General features: G+C 35.4%; 17 protein-coding genes, 1 riboswitch and 1 other annotated feature. All 17 genes read right to left on the reverse strand.

The window, feature by feature from the left end:
- Positions 1–87: 87 nt before the first annotated feature.
- Entirely contained in the window at positions 88–681 is a 594-nt protein-coding gene (yihA, locus tag HMPREF1208_RS05130; RefSeq protein ID WP_016425297.1) for a ribosome biogenesis GTP-binding protein YihA/YsxC, read from the reverse strand.
- 166 nt (positions 682–847) lie between these two features.
- A complete protein-coding gene (clpX, locus tag HMPREF1208_RS05135) occupies positions 848–2,110 on the reverse strand; it encodes an ATP-dependent Clp protease ATP-binding subunit ClpX (protein WP_016425298.1) in 1,263 nt (420 codons plus the stop codon).
- 423 nt (positions 2,111–2,533) lie between these two features.
- Positions 2,534–3,853 carry a trigger factor gene (gene tig, locus HMPREF1208_RS05140; RefSeq protein WP_016425299.1) on the reverse strand — a complete coding sequence of 440 codons (1,320 nt, stop codon included), beginning with the start codon at positions 3,851–3,853 and terminating at the stop codon, positions 2,534–2,536.
- 87 nt (positions 3,854–3,940) lie between these two features.
- Complete coding sequence (locus HMPREF1208_RS05145; RefSeq protein ID WP_016425300.1) at positions 3,941–4,879, reverse strand: hypothetical protein; 939 nt, start codon at positions 4,877–4,879, stop codon at positions 3,941–3,943.
- Between the two features lie 9 nt (positions 4,880–4,888).
- Positions 4,889–5,500: an NUDIX domain-containing protein gene (locus tag HMPREF1208_RS05150; RefSeq protein ID WP_016425301.1), complete on the reverse strand. Its 612-nt coding sequence runs from the start codon at positions 5,498–5,500 to the stop codon at positions 4,889–4,891.
- Between the two features lie 151 nt (positions 5,501–5,651).
- Entirely contained in the window at positions 5,652–6,008 is a 357-nt protein-coding gene (gene rplT / locus HMPREF1208_RS05155) for a 50S ribosomal protein L20 (protein WP_016425302.1), read from the reverse strand.
- A gap of 73 nt (positions 6,009–6,081) precedes the next feature.
- Positions 6,082–6,282 carry a 50S ribosomal protein L35 gene (gene rpmI, locus HMPREF1208_RS05160; RefSeq protein ID WP_016425303.1) on the reverse strand — a complete coding sequence of 67 codons (201 nt, stop codon included), beginning with the start codon at positions 6,280–6,282 and terminating at the stop codon, positions 6,082–6,084.
- Between the two features lie 25 nt (positions 6,283–6,307).
- The gene (gene infC / locus HMPREF1208_RS05165) at positions 6,308–6,835 is read right to left on the reverse strand and encodes a translation initiation factor IF-3 (RefSeq protein ID WP_081635164.1); all 528 of its coding nucleotides are present in this window, start codon (positions 6,833–6,835) and stop codon (positions 6,308–6,310) included.
- Between the two features lie 24 nt (positions 6,836–6,859).
- Positions 6,860–6,996: a sequence feature (ribosomal protein L20 leader region), on the reverse strand.
- Between the two features lie 41 nt (positions 6,997–7,037).
- The gene (locus HMPREF1208_RS05170) at positions 7,038–8,546 is read right to left on the reverse strand and encodes an amino acid permease (protein ID WP_016425305.1); all 1,509 of its coding nucleotides are present in this window, start codon (positions 8,544–8,546) and stop codon (positions 7,038–7,040) included.
- A 142-nt stretch (positions 8,547–8,688) separates the two neighbouring features.
- Positions 8,689–8,860: riboswitch (Lysine riboswitch) on the reverse strand.
- Between the two features lie 56 nt (positions 8,861–8,916).
- Positions 8,917–10,854: a threonine--tRNA ligase gene (thrS, locus tag HMPREF1208_RS05175; protein WP_016425306.1), complete on the reverse strand. Its 1,938-nt coding sequence runs from the start codon at positions 10,852–10,854 to the stop codon at positions 8,917–8,919.
- A 314-nt stretch (positions 10,855–11,168) separates the two neighbouring features.
- Positions 11,169–12,092 carry a primosomal protein DnaI gene (gene dnaI / locus HMPREF1208_RS05180; RefSeq protein WP_016425307.1) on the reverse strand — a complete coding sequence of 308 codons (924 nt, stop codon included), beginning with the start codon at positions 12,090–12,092 and terminating at the stop codon, positions 11,169–11,171.
- Entirely contained in the window at positions 12,092–13,471 is a 1,380-nt protein-coding gene (locus HMPREF1208_RS05185; protein WP_016425308.1) for a replication initiation and membrane attachment family protein, read from the reverse strand. The genes dnaI and HMPREF1208_RS05185 overlap by 1 nt, the downstream gene beginning before the upstream one ends.
- 3 nt (positions 13,472–13,474) lie before the next feature.
- Positions 13,475–13,942 carry a transcriptional regulator NrdR gene (nrdR, locus tag HMPREF1208_RS05190; RefSeq protein ID WP_016425309.1) on the reverse strand — a complete coding sequence of 156 codons (468 nt, stop codon included), beginning with the start codon at positions 13,940–13,942 and terminating at the stop codon, positions 13,475–13,477.
- A gap of 229 nt (positions 13,943–14,171) precedes the next feature.
- Positions 14,172–15,185 (reverse strand): glyceraldehyde-3-phosphate dehydrogenase, encoded by a 1,014-nt coding sequence (locus tag HMPREF1208_RS05195; protein WP_016425310.1) that lies wholly within the window; start codon positions 15,183–15,185, stop codon positions 14,172–14,174.
- A gap of 350 nt (positions 15,186–15,535) precedes the next feature.
- Complete coding sequence (coaE, locus tag HMPREF1208_RS05200) at positions 15,536–16,171, reverse strand: dephospho-CoA kinase (protein WP_016425311.1); 636 nt, start codon at positions 16,169–16,171, stop codon at positions 15,536–15,538.
- Positions 16,172–16,185: 14 nt separating this feature from the next.
- Entirely contained in the window at positions 16,186–17,058 is an 873-nt protein-coding gene (mutM, locus tag HMPREF1208_RS05205; protein ID WP_016425312.1) for a bifunctional DNA-formamidopyrimidine glycosylase/DNA-(apurinic or apyrimidinic site) lyase, read from the reverse strand.
- Between the two features lie 19 nt (positions 17,059–17,077).
- Positions 17,078–19,705 (reverse strand): DNA polymerase I, encoded by a 2,628-nt coding sequence (gene polA / locus HMPREF1208_RS05210; protein ID WP_016425313.1) that lies wholly within the window; start codon positions 19,703–19,705, stop codon positions 17,078–17,080.
- Positions 19,706–19,948: the final 243 nt, after the last annotated feature.

The following is a 19,948-nucleotide window of genomic DNA, read 5'->3' on the forward strand; positions in this document are numbered from 1 at the left end:
TGCTTTCGTTGTAAAACCTCATCTTATGCTGTCCGTATGTGTATTGACATGCTTTAATAAAATAACATATGTACTTCGAAATCGTCTTTATGCTTCTAAAAATTCTTGAATTGTAGACCAAATTAAGTCTTGCTTCTTTTTCTCAATTGAAGAATAACTAATAATTTGATCCCCTTTTTCTAACTCTAGCTTTTCTTTAATGATTTTAATATGCTTTTGGACTTTGCCTTTTGGAATTTTATCTTCTTTAGTCGCAATGATTAATGTTGGGATGTCATAATACTTTAAAAAATCATACATGAGCACATCATCTTCTGTCGGCGGATGACGAAGGTCAACAAGTTGTATCACGAGTTTTAACTGTTCTCGTGTTGTGATATAAGTTTCTATCATTTTACCAAATGCTTCACGTTGTTTTTTACTTACTTTGGCATACCCGTAACCCGGCACATCGACAAAAATTAATTGCTCATCAATATTGAAAAAGTTGAGTGTTTGCGTTTTTCCTGGCTGTTGTGAAGTTCTCGCCATATTTTTGCGTCCAATCATACTATTGATAAATGTCGATTTACCTACGTTAGAGCGTCCGCTTAGTGCGACTTCAGGCAAACCGAGGTCGGGATATTGTTCTGGCTTTACTGCACTTATTAATATATCGACATGGTTTGGATTAATATTCATTTTAATTTCACCTCTTTTATTTTTATTATAAAAAAAGCTGAGACATAATCCATTTGATTATGAGACTCAGCTTTGTAACAATAGACAAAAAACATACGCAAACTGATAGAAGAGTTATCTTTCGAGCATTCTTTTATGCCATTATCCTCTTAAGTTTCCCTTTGATTTATGCAGAAGTTTTTGTCACGTTAACGAGATTACCTTCAGAATCATAGAGTTCTGGCTCAGTTTCATTAACAATTGTTTCTTTAGTAATAACAACCTTCACGACATCTTCAGTTGAAGGAATATCATACATGATATCAATCAACGCTTCTTCAATAATAGAACGTAGACCACGTGCACCTGTTTTACGTTCAATTGCTTTTTCACTTATTGCTGCTAATGCTTCTTCAGTAAACTCTAATGAAACACCATCTAATTCAAGCATTTTTGTATACTGTTTAACAAGTGCATTTTTAGGTTGCGTTAAAATATTTTTAAGCGCTTCGACATCTAATGTTTCAAGGTTGGCAACAATAGGTACACGACCAATAAACTCAGGAATTAAGCCATAAGTTTGTAAATCTTCTGGTCGAATTTGTTCGAGTAAACTTGCTTCATCATAATTTGAAACTTCATTACTTGCGAAACCGATAACCTTTTCACCTAAGCGGCGTTTAATGACTTCGTTAATACCATCAAATGCGCCACCTAAAATAAAGAGAATATTTGTTGTGTCGATTTGGATAAACTCTTGGTTCGGATGCTTACGTCCACCTTGTGGCGGCACGCTTGCAGTTGTACCTTCCAAGATTTTGAGTAATGCCTGTTGAACACCTTCACCAGAAACGTCACGTGTAATAGACGTATTCTCAGATTTACGTGCGATTTTATCAATTTCATCGACATAAATAATACCTTTTTCAGCTTTATCAATATCGAAATCAGCTGCTTGTATTAAACGTAACAAAATGTTTTCAACATCTTCACCTACATATCCAGCTTCTGTCAAACTTGTGGCATCTGCAATAGCGAACGGTACATTTAATGTACGAGCCAAAGTTTGTGCTAACAATGTTTTACCGCTACCTGTAGGCCCAATTAAAGCGACATTACTTTTTTGTAATTCTACATCGTCATCTTTAGGTCCTAATTGTTGAACACGTTTATAATGATTATAAACTGCGACAGCTAAAGATTTTTTAGCTTTTTCTTGGCCGATGACATAATTATTCAATTGCTCCATGATTTCTTTTGGTGTGGGTAGTTCTGTCAATTCTTCTGTATCTTGTTGACTTAATTCTTCTTCAACGATTTCAGAGCAGAGTTCGATACATTCATTACAAATATAGACACCGCTCCCTGCGACTAACTTTTTAACTTGATCCTGATCTTTACCACAGAAAGAACATTTTAAGTTTTCTTCATCTTCATTGAATTTAAACATACTTTATTACACCCCTGTTCTTTAACGACTATACTAGAATGCATTCTATTACGCAAATATAGTTTCTTTCAAGTTATTTGCATTACGTTGCATTATTGGACTAGTCATTAACTTCTTAGCCTTAACTGTAATGTGTTTTGTAAATAGCAAGAAACCATTAACAAGTGATGCTTACTACTTTATTATATACAATTCCCTTAGTTCTTTCATATCAATTGAAATTCTAATCGTTGATTCTTATATTGACTATGCATCTTATCGAATTTGAAATAGCCAATAAACGAAAATGAGAGTGGGATTATAGAAAACTTTGAGTTCAAGAATTCAATATCCCACCCCCTCAAGGGTCAATTTATTACAGTTGAGCTAGCCAACATTGAGTGAATGTTCGATCTAACCATCGTATCACTCAACATACTTTAATTAAGCTTCTTCGCTTGCTTCGTTATCTTCTTTTGCTTCAACTAATTTCGCTTCATCAACTAATAAATCAATTACTTTTTTCACACGTACATCATTTTTAACGATGTCAGTATTACCTAAAGTGTTTTTGATGTCTTCTACTGAAATGTTGAATTGTTCACTCATAGTTTGTAATTCTTTATCAACATCTTCTTCAGAAACTTCGATATTTTCAGCTTCAGCGATTGCTGCTAAAGTTAAGTTAGTTTTTACACGTTGTTCTGCATCGTCTTTCATTTGACCACGTAAGTCTTCTTCAGATTGACCAGAAATTTGGAAATAAGTTTCTAGGTTAAGACCTTGTTGTTGTAAACGTTGCGCAAATTCTTGAACCATACGATCTTCTTCTGTTTTAATCATTGCTTCAGGAATATCTACTGTAGCATTGTCAGTTGCTATTGTAATTGCTTCTTCTTTTTGTAAGTTTTCAGCATCTGTTTCTTTTTGTTCAGTTAATTGTTTACGTAAGTTTTCTTTGTATTGTTCAACGTTATCAGCTTCAGAATCAAGTTCATTTGCTAACTCGTCGTCTAACTCAGGCACTTCTTTAGTTTTGATTTCATTAATTTTTGTTTTAAATGTAGCTGGTTTACCCGCTAATTCTTCTGCGTGATATTCTTCAGGGAATGTCACTTCAACTTCTTTTTCTTCTCCTACTTTCAAACCAACAAGTTGTTCTTCGAAACCTGGGATAAACATACCTGAACCGATTTCTAAGTCGTAACCATCTGCTTGGCCACCTTCAAATTGTTCGCCGTCTACATAACCATCAAAGTCTAAGTTAACTGTATCGCCTTCTTCAACTTGACCGTCTTCTTTAATAACCATATCAGCCATAGCTTCTAAGCGTTGTTCAATTGTTTGTTCAAGCTCTTCATCAGTTAATTCAGTTTCTTGTTTTGTGATTTCTAATCCTTTGTAATCACCTAATTGAACTTCAGGTTCTACTGTAACAGTAGCATCGAAAGTAAATGGTTTACCTTTTTCGATTTGTGTTACTTCAATTTCAGGTTGATCAACTGGATTGATATCTGCTTCTACTACAGCCTCACTGTATGCTTTTGGTAACAAGATATCAACGGCATCTTGATAAAGTGCTTCTACACCAAAACGTTGTTCGAAAATTTGGCGTGGTACTTTACCTTTGCGGAAACCAGGTACATTGATTTGTTTAACTACTTTTTTGAACGCTTGATCTAACGCTTTATCTACTTCTTCTGCAGGTACAGTTACTTGTAGTAACCCTTGATTACCTTCTTTTTTTTCCCAAGTTGCTGTCATGTATAAAAACCTCCATGATTTTTCATTTTTAAAATTTTTCAACTTCTTTATTATAGCATAGGTTGTCAGTGTTTGAAATAATGATACCTATGTATTTAACGATTTTATCAAGTTAAATATTGCAGTTGTCGCGCCATCTGTTTCATATTCGAAACCCATTAACGCTTTAAAATAGTTCATATAGCCCTCAATCCATGTATCTATGGACGCCTCTTCCAAAATATCAACCGGATATAACGCGATATTATGCGTATGAAGGTGAACATAGGCTTCGTGAACATAGGCTTCGTGAACAAAGGATGGCATTTCTGATTCTAAACGATGTATGATGCGGGGCAAAAGCTCAGTTTTGAATGTCGTTTGTTCAATGCCGCTCAGTTCACTTGGCTTTACTTTCAAATTGCAAAATGGTTTTTCCACTTGAACGCATTGATTGTAACGAGCAAAACGTAAATATTCAAGCATTAAACTTTGTATATTCATTGGCAAGGTTTCATTTTGCAAGAGATAGGCTATCGTTGACTGAAATTGATATGCGCTATCATCGATTAAACTTAAAAGCAGTTTTGTTTGTTCACTTTGATCCAAATAAGTGAAATTTTGCAAACGGTGTGCCATATAATCTTGTCGTTCGTCTAATTTGGATTGTGCTTGATCTTTAATCGGCAATAAAATGAGCCTTGTCTCATGTTCGCGCACTTCATCAATCACTTGTGTAATCATCTCAACTACCGAATGATAATGTCCTAATGCAAATAAACTTTTAATGTAATAAATCATCAACGTGTCATAAGGCTGAAAACCTTGCACCATTAAAATGTTAGATTCTTCTTTTAGCTCTAAATAAGCTTCGAGTTGCCATAGCACTTCACACTTCATTAAAGCAAGTTCTGGCGACAACTCGAAATGGCGTTCATATGCATTGAAAGCATCATAAGCACGTTCGTATTGTGCTTGCTTCATTGCCTCATCGATATCCTTCATAAGTTTGTTCTTCATTTTTGGAAAAGGAATAATGTCAGACATTGCATTCACCTATTTCATTTTTTCTAAAATCAGTGCACTCCATGATTCAAATATAGATAAATCTTGAATGTTCTCTAGTGATTGCCATTCTATTTTTAAAGTGTCTGTTTCTTGCACTTCTACTTCTTCTTGCTTTACATGCACTTTAAAAACAACACCTAAGTGTACACGGCCAACTTCATTATTATCATCGTTAATAAAACCGATAAAGTTAAGTTCCTTACTATCATCAACGGTTAAACCAACTTCTTCTTCAAGCTCACGGCTCGCATTGATTTTAATGACTTCTTCGATATTGTGTGCATCAGGCACATCGTTCATATGGCCACCAACACCAATTGAAGCACTGCCGTGTAAACGCGCTTCGCCGCCGCCTTCTAATCTTTCATAAACTAAAATTTCACCGTTTTCATTTTCTAATAGACAATAACTAATTAATTGCTTGAATGAAGGGTCTTCTTCCATATCACCGCGTCTTTTCACTTCATAATCGGCTAGCGTTTGATAAATAGACTGACCTTTGTTATCCGTACGAGGTAAAAAACCATTAAAGGCATTTTCTTCATTATTAAATAGTCGTATACGAGGCACAACAGTAATTTGCTCATCAAATTTTGACATGATTAACTCCTTTATGTTTTTTATATATCGTAACAAAATTTATAAAAAATGGTAAAGCCTTAAATAAAAAGACTCTCTTCAAAGTGGTTACTTAAGCAGTATCTACTTTGAAGAGAGTTTGCGATTTAGACGCTAACGCTTCTAAATATAATTATTTTAAAGCTGCTTTAGCTTGGTTCACTAATTCAGCAAATGCTTTTTCATCAGAAATTGCGATTTCTGATAACATTTTACGGTTAATGTCGATACCCGCTTGTTTTAAACCGTTCATTAAACGAGAGTAGCTCATATCATGTTGACGTGCAGCAGCATTGATACGTGTAATCCATAATTTACGGAAATCACGTTTTCTTTGACGACGGTCACGGAATGCATATTGACCTGATTTCATAACTTGTTGTTTTGCAACTTTATATAATGTGCTTTTCGCACCGAAGTAACCTTTAGCTAATTTGATTGTCTTTTTACGACGCGCTCTTGTTACCGTTCCACCTTTAACACGTGGCATAATAAATTCCTCCTTTTGTCTCTAGGGTATGCTCTGTCATACCTCATCTCAATCTTTTATTCTTTATTAAATATTATTTTACGTATGTTAATAATTGTTTAACGCGTTTTGCATCACTTTTTGAAACTAAAGAAGCTTTACGCAATTTACGTTTTTGCTTTGTAGATTTGTTTGCGAATAAGTGAGACGTATAAGCTCTAGAACGTTTAAGTTGACCAGATCCTGTTCTTTTTACACGTTTCGCAGCTCCGCGGTGGGTTTTCATTTTAGGCATGATGTTTTCCTCCTATAATCACTTTTTATTTTTCATTAATTGGGGCTAACATAAGGAACATTTGGCGACCTTCCATTTTAGGCTTTTGCTCTATTGTAGCAAGGTCTTTACACGCTTCAGCATATTTTTCTAAAACGCGTTGGCCAATTTCTTTATGTGTAATTGCACGCCCTCTGAAACGAATTGAAACTTTAACTTTATCACCTTTAGTTAAAAATTTACGTCCGTTTTTAAGCTTTGTATTGAAATCATGATCTTCAATAGTCGGGCTAAGACGTATTTCTTTAACATTGATGACTTTTTGTTTCTTTTTCATTTCTTTTTCTTTTTTCTGTTGCTCGAATTTGTATTTACCGTAATCCATAATACGAGCAACAGGTGGCTTAGCGTTTGGAGCGACAATTACGACATCTAAACCAAGTCGATCTGCCATCTCCAATGCTTCATTTTTAGATTTTACACCAATTTGATCACCATTTTGACCGATGACACGTAATTCTTTTGCGCGAATCTTTTCATTAACTTGCGTTTGATCCTTAGCTATGGTTGACACCTCCAAAAAATTTACGAATGGTCCAAGCACGAAAAAAAGCGAGGGTGCGTCACCCCCGCTCTTCACGTTAACATGAACATACTTCACATGTTTAATCGTTAACCTGCCAACAGCTTTTTGCGTCGCTACAGGTGAGAAGCGGGAAGCTTCTACTTGGTCCGTTTCGTATTCAACAGATACAATCATACCAACGTATTAAACTTTAGTCAATGTTTTTTTGGAAGTTTTTTTCAATTGTTTCAACATTTTTATCTAAGTTAACTTCTTTTACTGGAATTAGTTTCGTTTTATATTTCAGTTTATGATAAAAGAAAAAGATTAAGAATACCGGAATACCCATGTACGTAATTAAGAAACGGTTGAGATCAAAGCCGCCACCTTGAATTAAATCAACGTCCTGTCCAATAATGACAATGGTACAAAGAACACCAGCAAGAATTGGACCAAATGGGTATAACTTCGCTTTATATTTTAATTGATCGATATCGTAGTTTTGTGCGTGGAAAGCTTTTCTAAATCGGTAATGACTGATTGCAATACCGACCCATGCAATAAAGCCTGTTAGACCACTGGCAGCAACGATATATTCATAAGCGTTACCGCTAAGATGTTGTACTGTAAAGATCAAAATAACGATAGCAGCAGTAGAAAGCATAGAAATGATTGGCGTTCCATTTTTGTTCGTTTTACTAAACACTTTTGATGCTAAACCATCTTTACCCATTGAATAGAGCATACGCGTACTTGCGTACATACCGGAATTACCTGCAGATAATACTGACGTTAAAATGACAGCATTCATAAATGAAGCAGCGAAGGCTAAACCAGCATTTTTAAATACAAGTGTAAACGGTGAAGTTGCAATATCATCGCCACCACCCATAAGTGCTGGAGAGTTATAAGGAATCAACATACCGATAATGAAAATCGCAAAAATGTAAAATAATAATATTCTCCAAAAAACTTGTTTAACCGCTTTTGGTACTGCACGTTCAGGATTTTCAGATTCACCTGCTGTAATCCCAATTAATTCTGTCCCTTGAAATGAGAAACCTGCAATTAAAAATACACCAAAAATAGCAAGCAAGCTTCCACCTACACCATCACCTAATAATGGAGCATCACCTTGAGTAAATGTGTCAAAACCAACGGCTTTACCACCCATAATACCAAAGATAGTCAGCACACCTACAATAATGAAAATAATGACAGTTGCGACTTTAATAAATGCAAACCAATACTCACTTTCACCATAAACTTGCACAGATAAAGCATTAAGCCCAAAAATAATGACCATAAAGATACAGCTCCATGCCCATGCAGGTAAAAATTGTAATGGTGCCCAGTACTGAATGACTTGTGCAGCAATTGTGACATCTGCTGCAACAGTAATAACCCAGTTAAACCAATAGTTCCATCCTAAAGCGAAGCCTAAAGAAGGATCGACAAACCGTGTTGCATACGTACTAAATGAACCTGAAACGGGTAGATATGTCGCCATTTCTCCAAGTGAAGTCATCAAGAAAAACACCATAATCCCAATAATGGAATAGCCAAGCAAAGCCCCTAAAGGTCCTGCATCATGAATGGCACCACCAGAGGTCATAAACAAACCTGTACCAATCGCTCCACCTATAGCAATCATTGAAATATGTCGATCTTTCAAATGACGCTGGACTGTATTTTGATTTTCATTTTTTTCGTTACTCATTTTCCTAATCCTTTCCTAATTGCTTAGAGGTTTAGACAAATCTTGTGTCGCTAGATGAATTACGCAAATTAAAACGACCTTAATAGAAACGAAAACAGAGATTGCATCAAAAATTCCGGACGCAACCTCAGTTAATTTTATATTAATAGGTAGCGCATCACTGTTGTGACAGTCTAGTTCCTTTCGAATACTAGCCCAACAAGAAGTGTTGATGATCACTTCTCATTTCGGCGACTTTCCCTTTCATCTTATGGTGTCAGTATCATCAATACAAACCAAGGATTACTCTTTAAAATCGCGCCTCTAACTCAATCAAATAATATTTATATTTAGATTATACTATACATCAGTCTTCATATAGTAGCAATAATTATCTCTGTTTTTTTAATCGAATTTCGTCAATCAATTCCCACACAAATGTATCTTTTTCTACTGTTTTTTGATCTTTAGAACCATATTGACGAACATTGACTTCATTGTTTTCGATTTCCTTATCTCCAACTACTAATTGGTAAGGAATTTTTTTCATTTGTGCCTCTCTTATTTTATAACCCATTTTCTCATTACGATCGTCGATATGCACGCGCACACCTTGAGATTTCAACTCATCATGAACTTGACGTGCGTAATCATAATGTAAATCGTTGTTAACAGGAATAATTTCAACTTGTTGTGGTGCTAACCAAGTTGGGAATGCTCCTTTTGTTTCTTCAGTTAAAAAGGCAACAAAACGTTCCATTGTTGAAACGACACCACGATGAATGACTACAGGTTGGTGTTGTTCTCCATCTTGTCCAATGTAAGTTAAATCAAATCGTTTTGGCAATAAGAAATCGAGTTGTGCTGTTGATAAAGTTTCCTCTTTACCCATTGCAGTTTTAACTTGAACATCAAGTTTTGGACCATAAAATGCCGCTTCACCCAACGCTTCCTCATACGGTAAACCAAGTTCATCGACAGCTTCTTTCAACATTTTTTCTGCTCTATTCCACATATCGTCATCATCGAAATATTTTTCTTTGTCTTCAGGGTCGCGATAACTCAAACGGAATTTATAATCTTCAAAACCAAAATCTTCATAAACGTCTAAAATCATTTTTACAACGCGTTTGAATTCATCTTTAATTTGATCGGGTCTTACAAAAATATGTGCGTCGTTTAAAGTCATGCCTCGAACACGTTGGAGCCCTGAAACAGCACCACTTGCTTCATAACGATGCATTGTACCTAACTCAGCGATACGAATAGGTAATTCACGATATGAGTGTGGTTTGTTAGCGTAAATCATCATATGATGCGGACAGTTCATAGGTCTCAATACCATCGCTTCGTCTGCATCAAGTTGCATTGTTGGGAACATATCTTCTTGATAATGATCCCAATGGCCTGAAGTTTTAAAAAGATCAACATTCGCCATTACAGGTGTGTATACGTGGTCATACCCAAGACTTACTTCTTTATCAACAATATAGCGTTCGATTTCACGACGAATAGTTGCGCCATTCGGTAACCATAGTGGTAAACCTGCACCTACAAGCGGATTATTCGTAAATAACTCCATTTCTTTACCAATACGTCTGTGATCACGTTCTTTTCGTTCTTCTAACATTTTCAAGTGGGCTTTCAAGTCTTTTTTATCAAAAAATGCTGTACCGTAAATACGTTGTAACATTTTATTATTGCTATCACCACGCCAGTAAGCGCCAGCAGTTGATAAAAGTTTGAAAGCTTTAATTTTTGATGTTGAAGGTACATGGACACCTCGACAAAGGTCAGTGAACTCACCTTGACTGTATAGTGTTACAGACTCATCTTCTGGAATGGCTTCTATTAATTCCAATTTGTACGGGTCGTTCGCAAAAAACGCTTTAGCTTCATCTCTTGAAACAACACGGCGTTCGATTTTTTGATTTTCATTAATGATTTGATTCATTGTTTTTTCAATTTTTTCAAAGTCATCACTCGAAACTTTTTCTTCCATATCAAAGTCATAATAAAAACCTTCATCGATTACAGGACCGACACCAAATTTAACGTCACCATATAAACGTTTTAAAGCTTGTGCCATCAAATGCGCTGTAGAATGTCTTAGTACTTCCAAAGCTTCTTCACTACCTGGTGTAATGATTTCAAGTGTTCCATCTTCTTCTAATGGACGAGTCAAATCCACCATCTGTTGATTATATTTACCAGCAACCGCTTTTTTTCTCAATCCTGGACTAATGGATTGTGCTATCTCTTCTGTAGTTATACCATGTTCGAAAGCTTTCTCACTTCCATCTGGAAAACGTACTTTAATTTCTGACATAATGTTCCTCCTATCATTGATTGTCGTTAAAGTTTTGAAAATAAAAAAGACCTCATCCCAACAAAGGGACGAGGTCTTCGTGTTACCACCCTAATTTGCCATATACATTACTGCAATGACATCTCTACATAAGATAACGGTCTTGAGCCGGGTATTCATTACAAACACCAATCTATAGAGGGAGTAACACAAAGGGTTATGCACTACATTCTCATCGCCAGTAGCTCTCTGTACCATAACTTCATTCGTATCGTATCCTCAAACTTTAAAATCAATATTTATTTATCCTTATTATAACGCTAAAATTTATTTTTTCAATGCTTTCTATAATTTTCTCCTTCTAATAAATACGCATCACTTAGAGTTTTGACACGCTCCATAATACGTTTCGCTTTCATCACATCTGTCCCATTTTTTGTAGTCGCCAAATGATCTTCTAATTCTTGTAAACTCATATTCGAACTGAAAAACGTTGGGAGTTCTTGAATCATTCGATAATGTAAAATAGGGCCTAAAACTTCATCACGTACCCAAGGTGTCATATCTTCTGCACCTAAATCATCTAAAAAAAGAACTCGCGCTTCACGCACTTGTTGAATACGTTTGGAAGTCGAACCGTCTTTAAAACCATTTTTTAATGTACGTATAAATTCAGGCACATAAATAATCATTGAAGGCACCCGGTTATCCTTTAATTCGTTCGCAATTGCACCCAAAATAAAGGACTTTCCTGTGCCGAACTCTCCGTATAAGTAGAGTCCTTTCACAGGCCGTTTATCAATCATCGCATCAATCAAATCATCTAGCCTCATAGCTAAATCCAAGCGATTACGTCTCGTCATATAAATATCTTTGATTTTAGCATTAAGTGTATCTGGATGCATATGGAAAGATGTAATCATACTTTTAGCATGTTGCTCTTCGTCATGTCTTATTTTGCACGGACAAGGTTTGTAACGAATTTTAATATGCTGGTTTTCAATATAAAGTTCAGGAATATGACCTTTTACAAAGTTTGGGCAGTTTTCGTACGTGTGCGAACCATCATAATGCTTTTGTTGATCTTTATACTCTTGAAGAATATTTAAATCTTCATCAATCATTCTGTTCGTTACTTCTGATTGATGTGCATTCAAGAAAGCTTTTACATCTGGATCATTTAATACTTGTCGTTTAATCTCTTGTATTTTTTGATCAAGTTTTTGATGGTTTCCCATAATACTATTGAAACTTTTCATTAATCTTCACCTGCCCGTCTTTTATTTTTTAGTTTATTAAGAAACGCCTCTCTATCTTTTGCTAACGCTTCTTGATCTTCTTCTTTTTGTTGATATTCTTCCGGGTGTGTAATCCAACGTGGTTGTTTTTCTGATGATGCTTGACGGTAGCCACGCTTTTGCTTTGGAGCAGTGGATTCAAAGCGTTTTTGATTTGCATTATCTTGATTTTTTTGAACTTCCATTGCTTTCTCATACGCTGTTCGTGCATCGGTTACACCACTTTTTTTCCAAGTCGATGCAACAGAATAAACATATTTTTCTGGTAAATTATTATCCGTCTTTTGCATCACAAACTGTAACAAAATATTAATAACACCAAAACTAAATCCTTCTCGCTGCATCAACTCCTCTATCATCTCTTTTTGATAGCGTGGAGGTTCAGATCCACCATAGGATGTCAGCATCACAATCGGACTTGTATGATCCATTAAATCAAACCATTCATCCCAGTTTGACACTACATTAGCTTCGGTTGACTGATTTGGTTCATCACTTGCGAGTTCAAGATTCTGTGCTTGTAACGCTGGCAATTCTTGCTGATGTTCCATAAGATAATAGCTTTGTGCCTGTTTTCTTAAGTTAGTAACTGACAATGATTGATTGGCATTGAGTGATTTTAAAATAATCGCTTTCATCACATCCGGTGATAGACGATATAATGTTGCCAGTTGGATAATTAAAGATTTCGTTGGCTCTGAAAGAATATTTTTACTTACATAATGAGATTGTAACATGTCGGCTAACAACTCAAAATCAAAGTAAACGTCTGTTAAGTCCAAACCTTCAAATTGCTGTTCTTTAAGATTTTCGTCTGGTGTCACCATTTGATATTTTGGTACTTTAAATACATCTGTAAATTTTTTAGTTACTTCTGTAAAGCCTGTTAAATCTTTAGATGTAGGTATAAATGCCTTTTTAATTTGGTGATAGCGTTGTTGACCAACTACTTCGTAAAAGTATATGGATAACATTGGATCATTAAAAAAGCGCTGTGCCGAAGGAGGTGGCAATAATTCATAAACGAACTGAGTTGTATTCTCAGATTGTTGAACAAACGTTTTTAATAGTCCTATTCCTTCAAGTAAATCTAAAAACTCTCTAAACTGTCTTAAGCCCATTTTTAATTCTGACATCATTGTATAATGGGTATAGCCCTCTTCAAAAGATACACCTTCAAATTGGTTTAAAAATTGATATACACCAATTGCTTCGGCACCAATTAAAGGTGTGAACAGACGGCTTAACACATCGTAATGCACCGCGTGAAAATGGAAACGGCGCATGACGATAAATCCATCGTGTGGACTTAATTGGCTTTGATAAATGAATTGACTCATTATTTATTCACTCCGCTTGTTTTCTTTCAAAATCCCCTGCATTGATTTCAATAACTGATCAACATCTTTAAACTCTCGATAAACGGATGCAAAACGTACATAAGAAACTTGGTCAACATGCATCAATAAATCCATCACGTGCTCCCCTATTTCTCGTGATGAAATTTCAGCAATACCCGATTCGCGTAATTTCCATTCAACTTGATTCGTAATTTCTTCGAGTTGTTGGAATCGGACGGGACGTTTTTCACATGAACGTACAAGTCCGTTTAAGATTTTCTCCCTATTAAATCGTTCTCTTGTACCATCTTTTTTCACAACAATGAGCGGACTCATTTCTATATGTTCAAAAGTAGTGAAACGTGTCCCACAATGTTCACATTCACGTCTTCTTCTAATAGCATTCATATCATCTGCATGTCTCGAATCTACAACTCGAGATTGCGTATGATTACATTTTGGACATTTCACGACTTTGTCACCCTCTTCATCTTAATTTTGTTTAATTATACTACAAACCTATTTATTTCAAAAGTTACGCCTATTTTAACGCAATTGAAATCGTAATTTTTCTTTTTTGCACAAAAAAAGCTGAGACAATTTCAAAATCGTCTCAACCTTTATATTGATATTAGTTAATATAAATATTTTGATGTGAAGTGTTCTCAGTCTCATGCTCGCTTATTGACACATTAGAATGTTATGCAACTTTAACTTTGAGTTGTGATGCGATTTGCTGTAATACATCGACAACTCTTGTGGAATAACCCCATTCGTTATCATACCATGCGAGTACTTTAACTTTTTTATCCCCCATTACAATCGTAGACTCAGCATCAATAATTGCAGAATGCGCATCTGTCGTAAAATCATCTGAAACCAATGGCTCATCAGAAATTGCAACAACTTGATCTAAATCATTCTCTCTAAAAACACGATTAATTTCTTCTTTTGTAACTGTTTGTTTTAAATCAACGACTAAATCGACTAAAGATACATTTTTGGTTGGTACACGAAGTGCCATACCATGTAATTTACCCTCTAACTCTGGCAAAACGAGTGATAATGCTTTGGCTGCACCCGTTGAAGTCGGAATAATGCTTTCAAAGGCAGCACGTGCGCGTCTTAAATCTTTATGCGGATTGTCCAAGTTATTTTGATCATTTGTCACAGCATGAACCGTTGTCATTAAACCATTTTCAATCCCAAAATGATCATTTAAAATTTTTGCGACAGGTGCTAAACAATTCGTTGTACATGAAGCATTACTGAACACATCATATTGCATGACGTCCAATTCATGATCATTTACACCTTTCACAATTGTCTGCACTTCTCCCCCTTTTGAAGGTCCCGTTAAAATTACTTTTTTCGCCCCTGCTTTGATATGAGCATTCGCTCTGTCACCATGATTAAATTTACCTGTTGCTTCCACTACGATATCAATATCAAGCGCACCCCATGGCAAATTTTCAGGATTACGATCTGAAACGAGTTTAATTTCTTTTCCATCTACTTTAATACCATTTTCAGTTGCTTCAACAGTCTGATTAAAACGACCGTGCGTTGTATCATATTTAAGAAGATGGGCTATCGTTTCAGGTGGATAACTTGCATTTAAAGCCACTACTTCAACATCTTCTCTATTCAATGCTACTCTTAAAACCATACGGCCAATTCGCCCTAAACCATTAATCGCAATCTTTGTCGTCATGATAAAAGCACTCCTTAATAATGTGTTATACTTATAGAAATTAGTATAGCATATTAAAGTCAATTTGAAACCGTTTTCTTTGATAATTTTTTCTTATTACTTTCAATAAATAACATTTGATGTATGTGTTTTTCACATATCGGCCAAATAGCATGATATATTAAAGACGAGCTATAGTGGAAAACCTATCGCTGAAACATTTTTCTTCACACTTAAATCGCTACTTATACTAGATTGTTTGTCACAACTTTCTAATAAAAACAACGCCCCGTTGTAACACATCACGTATGCCAAAAATGCTAAAAAATGTTTTGACATATGCTACCACAGGGCGTTGCTGAAAAATCATATTAAGTTATTTTATCGTTTTCATTAGAATCATCATTAGCATTTAAATAACCTTTTTCCGCTAAGACTTGTTCTAAATTTTGTTTTAATTCAAGCTTAGAGCCTAAGTTATCAATAACGACATCGGCCATTCTGCTCTTTTTATCAATGGAAATCTGACTGTATATACGTGCTTTAGCATCTTCAATTGATAACTGATTTCTTTCCATTAACCGATCTATTTGGATTGGCTCTGATGCATAGACAAGCCATACTTCGTCAACTGTATCTTCAAGTCCGTTTTCATACAATAACGGAATATCCATGACAACATCATAGCCTTCAGCTAAATAATGATCTCGCTCTTGTTGCATCAATTCACGCACAATCGGATGAACGATTTGATTCAGTTGTTTTCTTTTTTCATCATCAAAAAAAACTTGCTGCGCGATATAAGCGCGGTCCATTTCGCCATCTTCATTTATGGCTTCTTCGCCGAACTGTTCCTGTATTTGTCGTAAACCTTCAGAACCTTTTTCGACAGCTTTTCGAGATGCAAGATCTGCATCCACAATTTTAAATCCATGAACTTCTAATAACGCTGCAACTGTGGATTTGCCTGTTGCAATTCCACCTGTTAATCCAATTACTTTTGGCATAATCTCCCTCTTCCCTATCTTTGGCAAACCGGACAAAAATGTGTATTGCGCCCTGCAATAATCGCCGTTTCTATTGCCGAATCACAAGACGTGCAGTTTTTCTTCTTATAAACATTTAAATAATCTTGCATTGTTCCTTTTTGTCCATCTGCATGAACATAATCTGAGACGCTTGTCCCACCATTCAAAATACCCATATTAAGCACTTTCACAACACTATCGAATACTGCTGTTTTTTGTGTAGCTGATAACTGATTCACTTTCGTGTTAGGATTCAACTTCGCATCAAATAAAGCTTCACACGCATAAATATTACCACATCCGGCAATCACACGATGGTCTAAAATAAATGCCTTTATTGCCATCTTTGAGTATTTTCTTTCATTACTTTTAGACAGAAAATGTGCTAAAGCCTCATCTTCAAATGGCTCTGGTGCTATTTCTAATAAAGATGGATAATCCGTTAACGCTTCCACATTTCTAATTTCACCAAAGCGACGAATATCACTATACACCAGTTTCATACCATTTTCTAAATGAAAGACCACTTGCCAATGTTTTCGATAATTTAATATCGGTATATCACCGATTTCATTTACGATAAAAAATCCACCAGCCATGCCTAGATGAGATATTAAAATACGTTTTGATTGTTCATGTTGAATCTCAAATAAAATATATTTACTACGGCGCTGAATATTGGTAATCGTATAGTTCACTGTATATCGTTTAAAGTCATCAAGACTAACTCCTTTGATGATCGTTGCTTTTCCATTTTCTTTTCCTAAAATAACAGGTTGAGAAAAAGACACATCCGTAATCTTTTGGTTTAAAGCAAATGGTTTGATTCCTCTTGTGACGTGTTCAACTTCTGGTAATTCTGGCATTTTCGAACTGACCTACTTTCTATTTAGCATCATACCATGTACGTCCATAATCTGATTCTACACTTAATGGAACATCCAATTCTAACGCATTTGCCATAATATCTTCAACAAATTTACTAAATGCTTCCACTTCATCTTTCGGAACTTCAAAAATAAGCTCATCGTGCACTTGTAATAATAATTTGGCATTAAATTCAGTTTCACGAACTTTTTTATCAAAATTAACCATGGCCAATTTAATAATATCTGCCGCACTACCTTGAATTGGAGAGTTCATCGCAGTTCGTTCCGCGAAACCTCGCTTATTAAAGTTCCGACTCGTAATATCCGGAATATATCTTCTACGTTTTAGAAGCGTTTCTACGTAACCATTTTGTTTCGCATCTTGAACAATATTATCCATATAATCTTTCACGCCAGGAAAATGGTTCAAATAATCATCGATAAATCGTTGCGCTTCTTTTCGGCTAATACCCAAATTTTGACTTAAGCCGTAATCGCTAATGCCATAAACGATTCCAAAATTAACAGCTTTCGCTTGTCTTCTCATCATCGACGTTACTTGATCTGCATCCACATTAAACACTTTCATCGCTGTCGTCATATGAACATCTTCTTTATCGATAAATGCTTTTTGTAAAGTCGGATCTCCTGTAATATGTGCTAAAACACGTAATTCAATTTGAGAATAATCCGCTGCTAAAATAACGTAATCATCATGGGTCGATTTAAACGCTTTACGTATTTTTCGACCTTCTTCCAAGCGAATTGGAATATTTTGCAAGTTCGGATCGACAGATGACAGTCGACCTGTCTGTGCAAGTGTTTGATTAAAACGCGTATGAATTCTTTGATCATCCCAAATCACTTTTTGTAAACCTTCGACGTATGTCGACTGTAATTTAGAAAGTGTGCGATAAGTTAAAATATATTCGATAATCGGATGTTCACCTTGAAGCTTTTCAAGAACATCGACCGCTGTGGAATAACCTGTCTTCGTCTTTTTAATAATCGGTAACTTTAATTTTTCAAATAAAATGACACCTAACTGTTTGGGTGAATTAATATTAAAGGACTCACCTGCAAGGTCATGAATCGCTTGAATCAAATCATCCAATTGCGCTTGTAAATCTTGCTCCATATTTTTTAATGTTTCGACATCTGTATAAATCCCTACCGCTTCCATTTCACTTAATATTGAAGCGAGTGGGAGTTCAATTTCAGATAACAGTGCTGTTTGTTGGTGTGCCTCTAAAATTTCCATCATTTGAGGTTGGACTTCATGAATTGCATTTAAAATAGAAGCAATATGCGCATACAAAATTTCCTCTTCTGGTACGTGATATGATTTTCCTTTACCGTAAATAGCAATGTCGTCTTTTACATAAGTACGTTTAAAATGAGATACAACCGAAGCAATGTCATCTATCGTTCTAGAAGGATCAATGATATAACTTGCCAGCATCACATCAAAGCGAATATTTTGAATTGCAATCTCATTTCGTTTCATTGCGATATATGTTTTTTTCGCATCATAGACCCACTTTTCAGTCTCTTCATCTTCTAACCATTGGACTAAGTCTGAATGTTCTTTTAACTGATTAAATGGGATGACAAAATAATTTTGTCCATCAAATAAGCCAAATGTGAGTAAATCATCTTTTAAATAATTAGGCCCTGCAACCTCAACATGAATGGCCGCTTCTTTTAATCGAGCTAAATCTAATTTGGAAATATCTTGTGTGACTTTAAATTCTTTTGACGGAATAGCTTGAGTTGTTTCAATATCGATTTCTTCTAATAGTTGTCGAAATTCTAGTGTTTTAAATAGTGACACTTTTTCAGACTCGTCGATTTCTTGTGGTCGTTTGACATCATTTAATGTCACTGTAATCGGGCTTTCACAATTGATGGTTGCTAATTGCTTACTCATTAATGCATCTTCACGACTGTTTTCAAGTTTCTCTTTTAACTTTTTACCAGACACGTCATCAAGATGTGCATAAACACCTTCAACTGTATCGAATTGATTTAAAAGCTTGATTGCTGTTTTTTCACCTACACCAGCAACACCAGGAATATTATCTGATGTATCTCCCATCAATCCTTTTAAATCTATAATTTGCTTAGGCGTTAATCCATTATATTTTTCTGAAATAAAGGCCGGTGTATAGTGATCGACATCCGTAACCCCTTTTTTGGTATAGTAAATTGTGACATTCTCTGTCGCTAATTGAGTCAAATCGCGATCTCCTGTAATAATAATGGTTTGCATACCTGCTTCATCAGCAGCTTGACTCAAGGTACCGATAATATCATCAGCCTCGTAATTTTCTAACTCGTACCGCTTGATTTGATAGGCATCTAGCAGTTGACGAATATAAGGTAACTGTTCGCTGAGCTCAGGCGGTGTTTTTTGACGACCTCCTTTATATTCTTTATACGTGTCATGTCTAAATGTCGTTTTTCCAGCATCAAACGCAACTAAAAAATGAGTCGGCTGTTCTTCTTTTAAAATCTTTTCTAATAATCGTGCAAAGCCATAGACGGCATTTGTATGAATGCCAGCTTTATTTTTTAATAATGGCAAGGCATAAAATGCTCTAAAACTTAGACTATTACCATCTATTAATATGAGTTTATCCACGCAATTCCCTCCATTATCGTTTGTCTTTATTTTATCATATTCAGGCATAGAGATGTCATCTAACTCTTTTATTAGCAAACACCTCTTTCGATTAAAAAATATTCTGATTTGACGATCACATTAGCTATCAATACATAAAAAGAATGAGCGATGATAATTAAGATTTCGTTAAACCCTCCAGTTGGGCATTGATGAAATCTAATTGCCACTGTAACGTCAAAATTTAGCTTTGCTATTTTTCGT

The sequence above is a fragment of the Staphylococcus sp. HGB0015 genome, assembly GCF_000411275.1.
GTDB classification, from domain to species: domain Bacteria; phylum Bacillota; class Bacilli; order Staphylococcales; family Staphylococcaceae; genus Staphylococcus; species Staphylococcus schleiferi.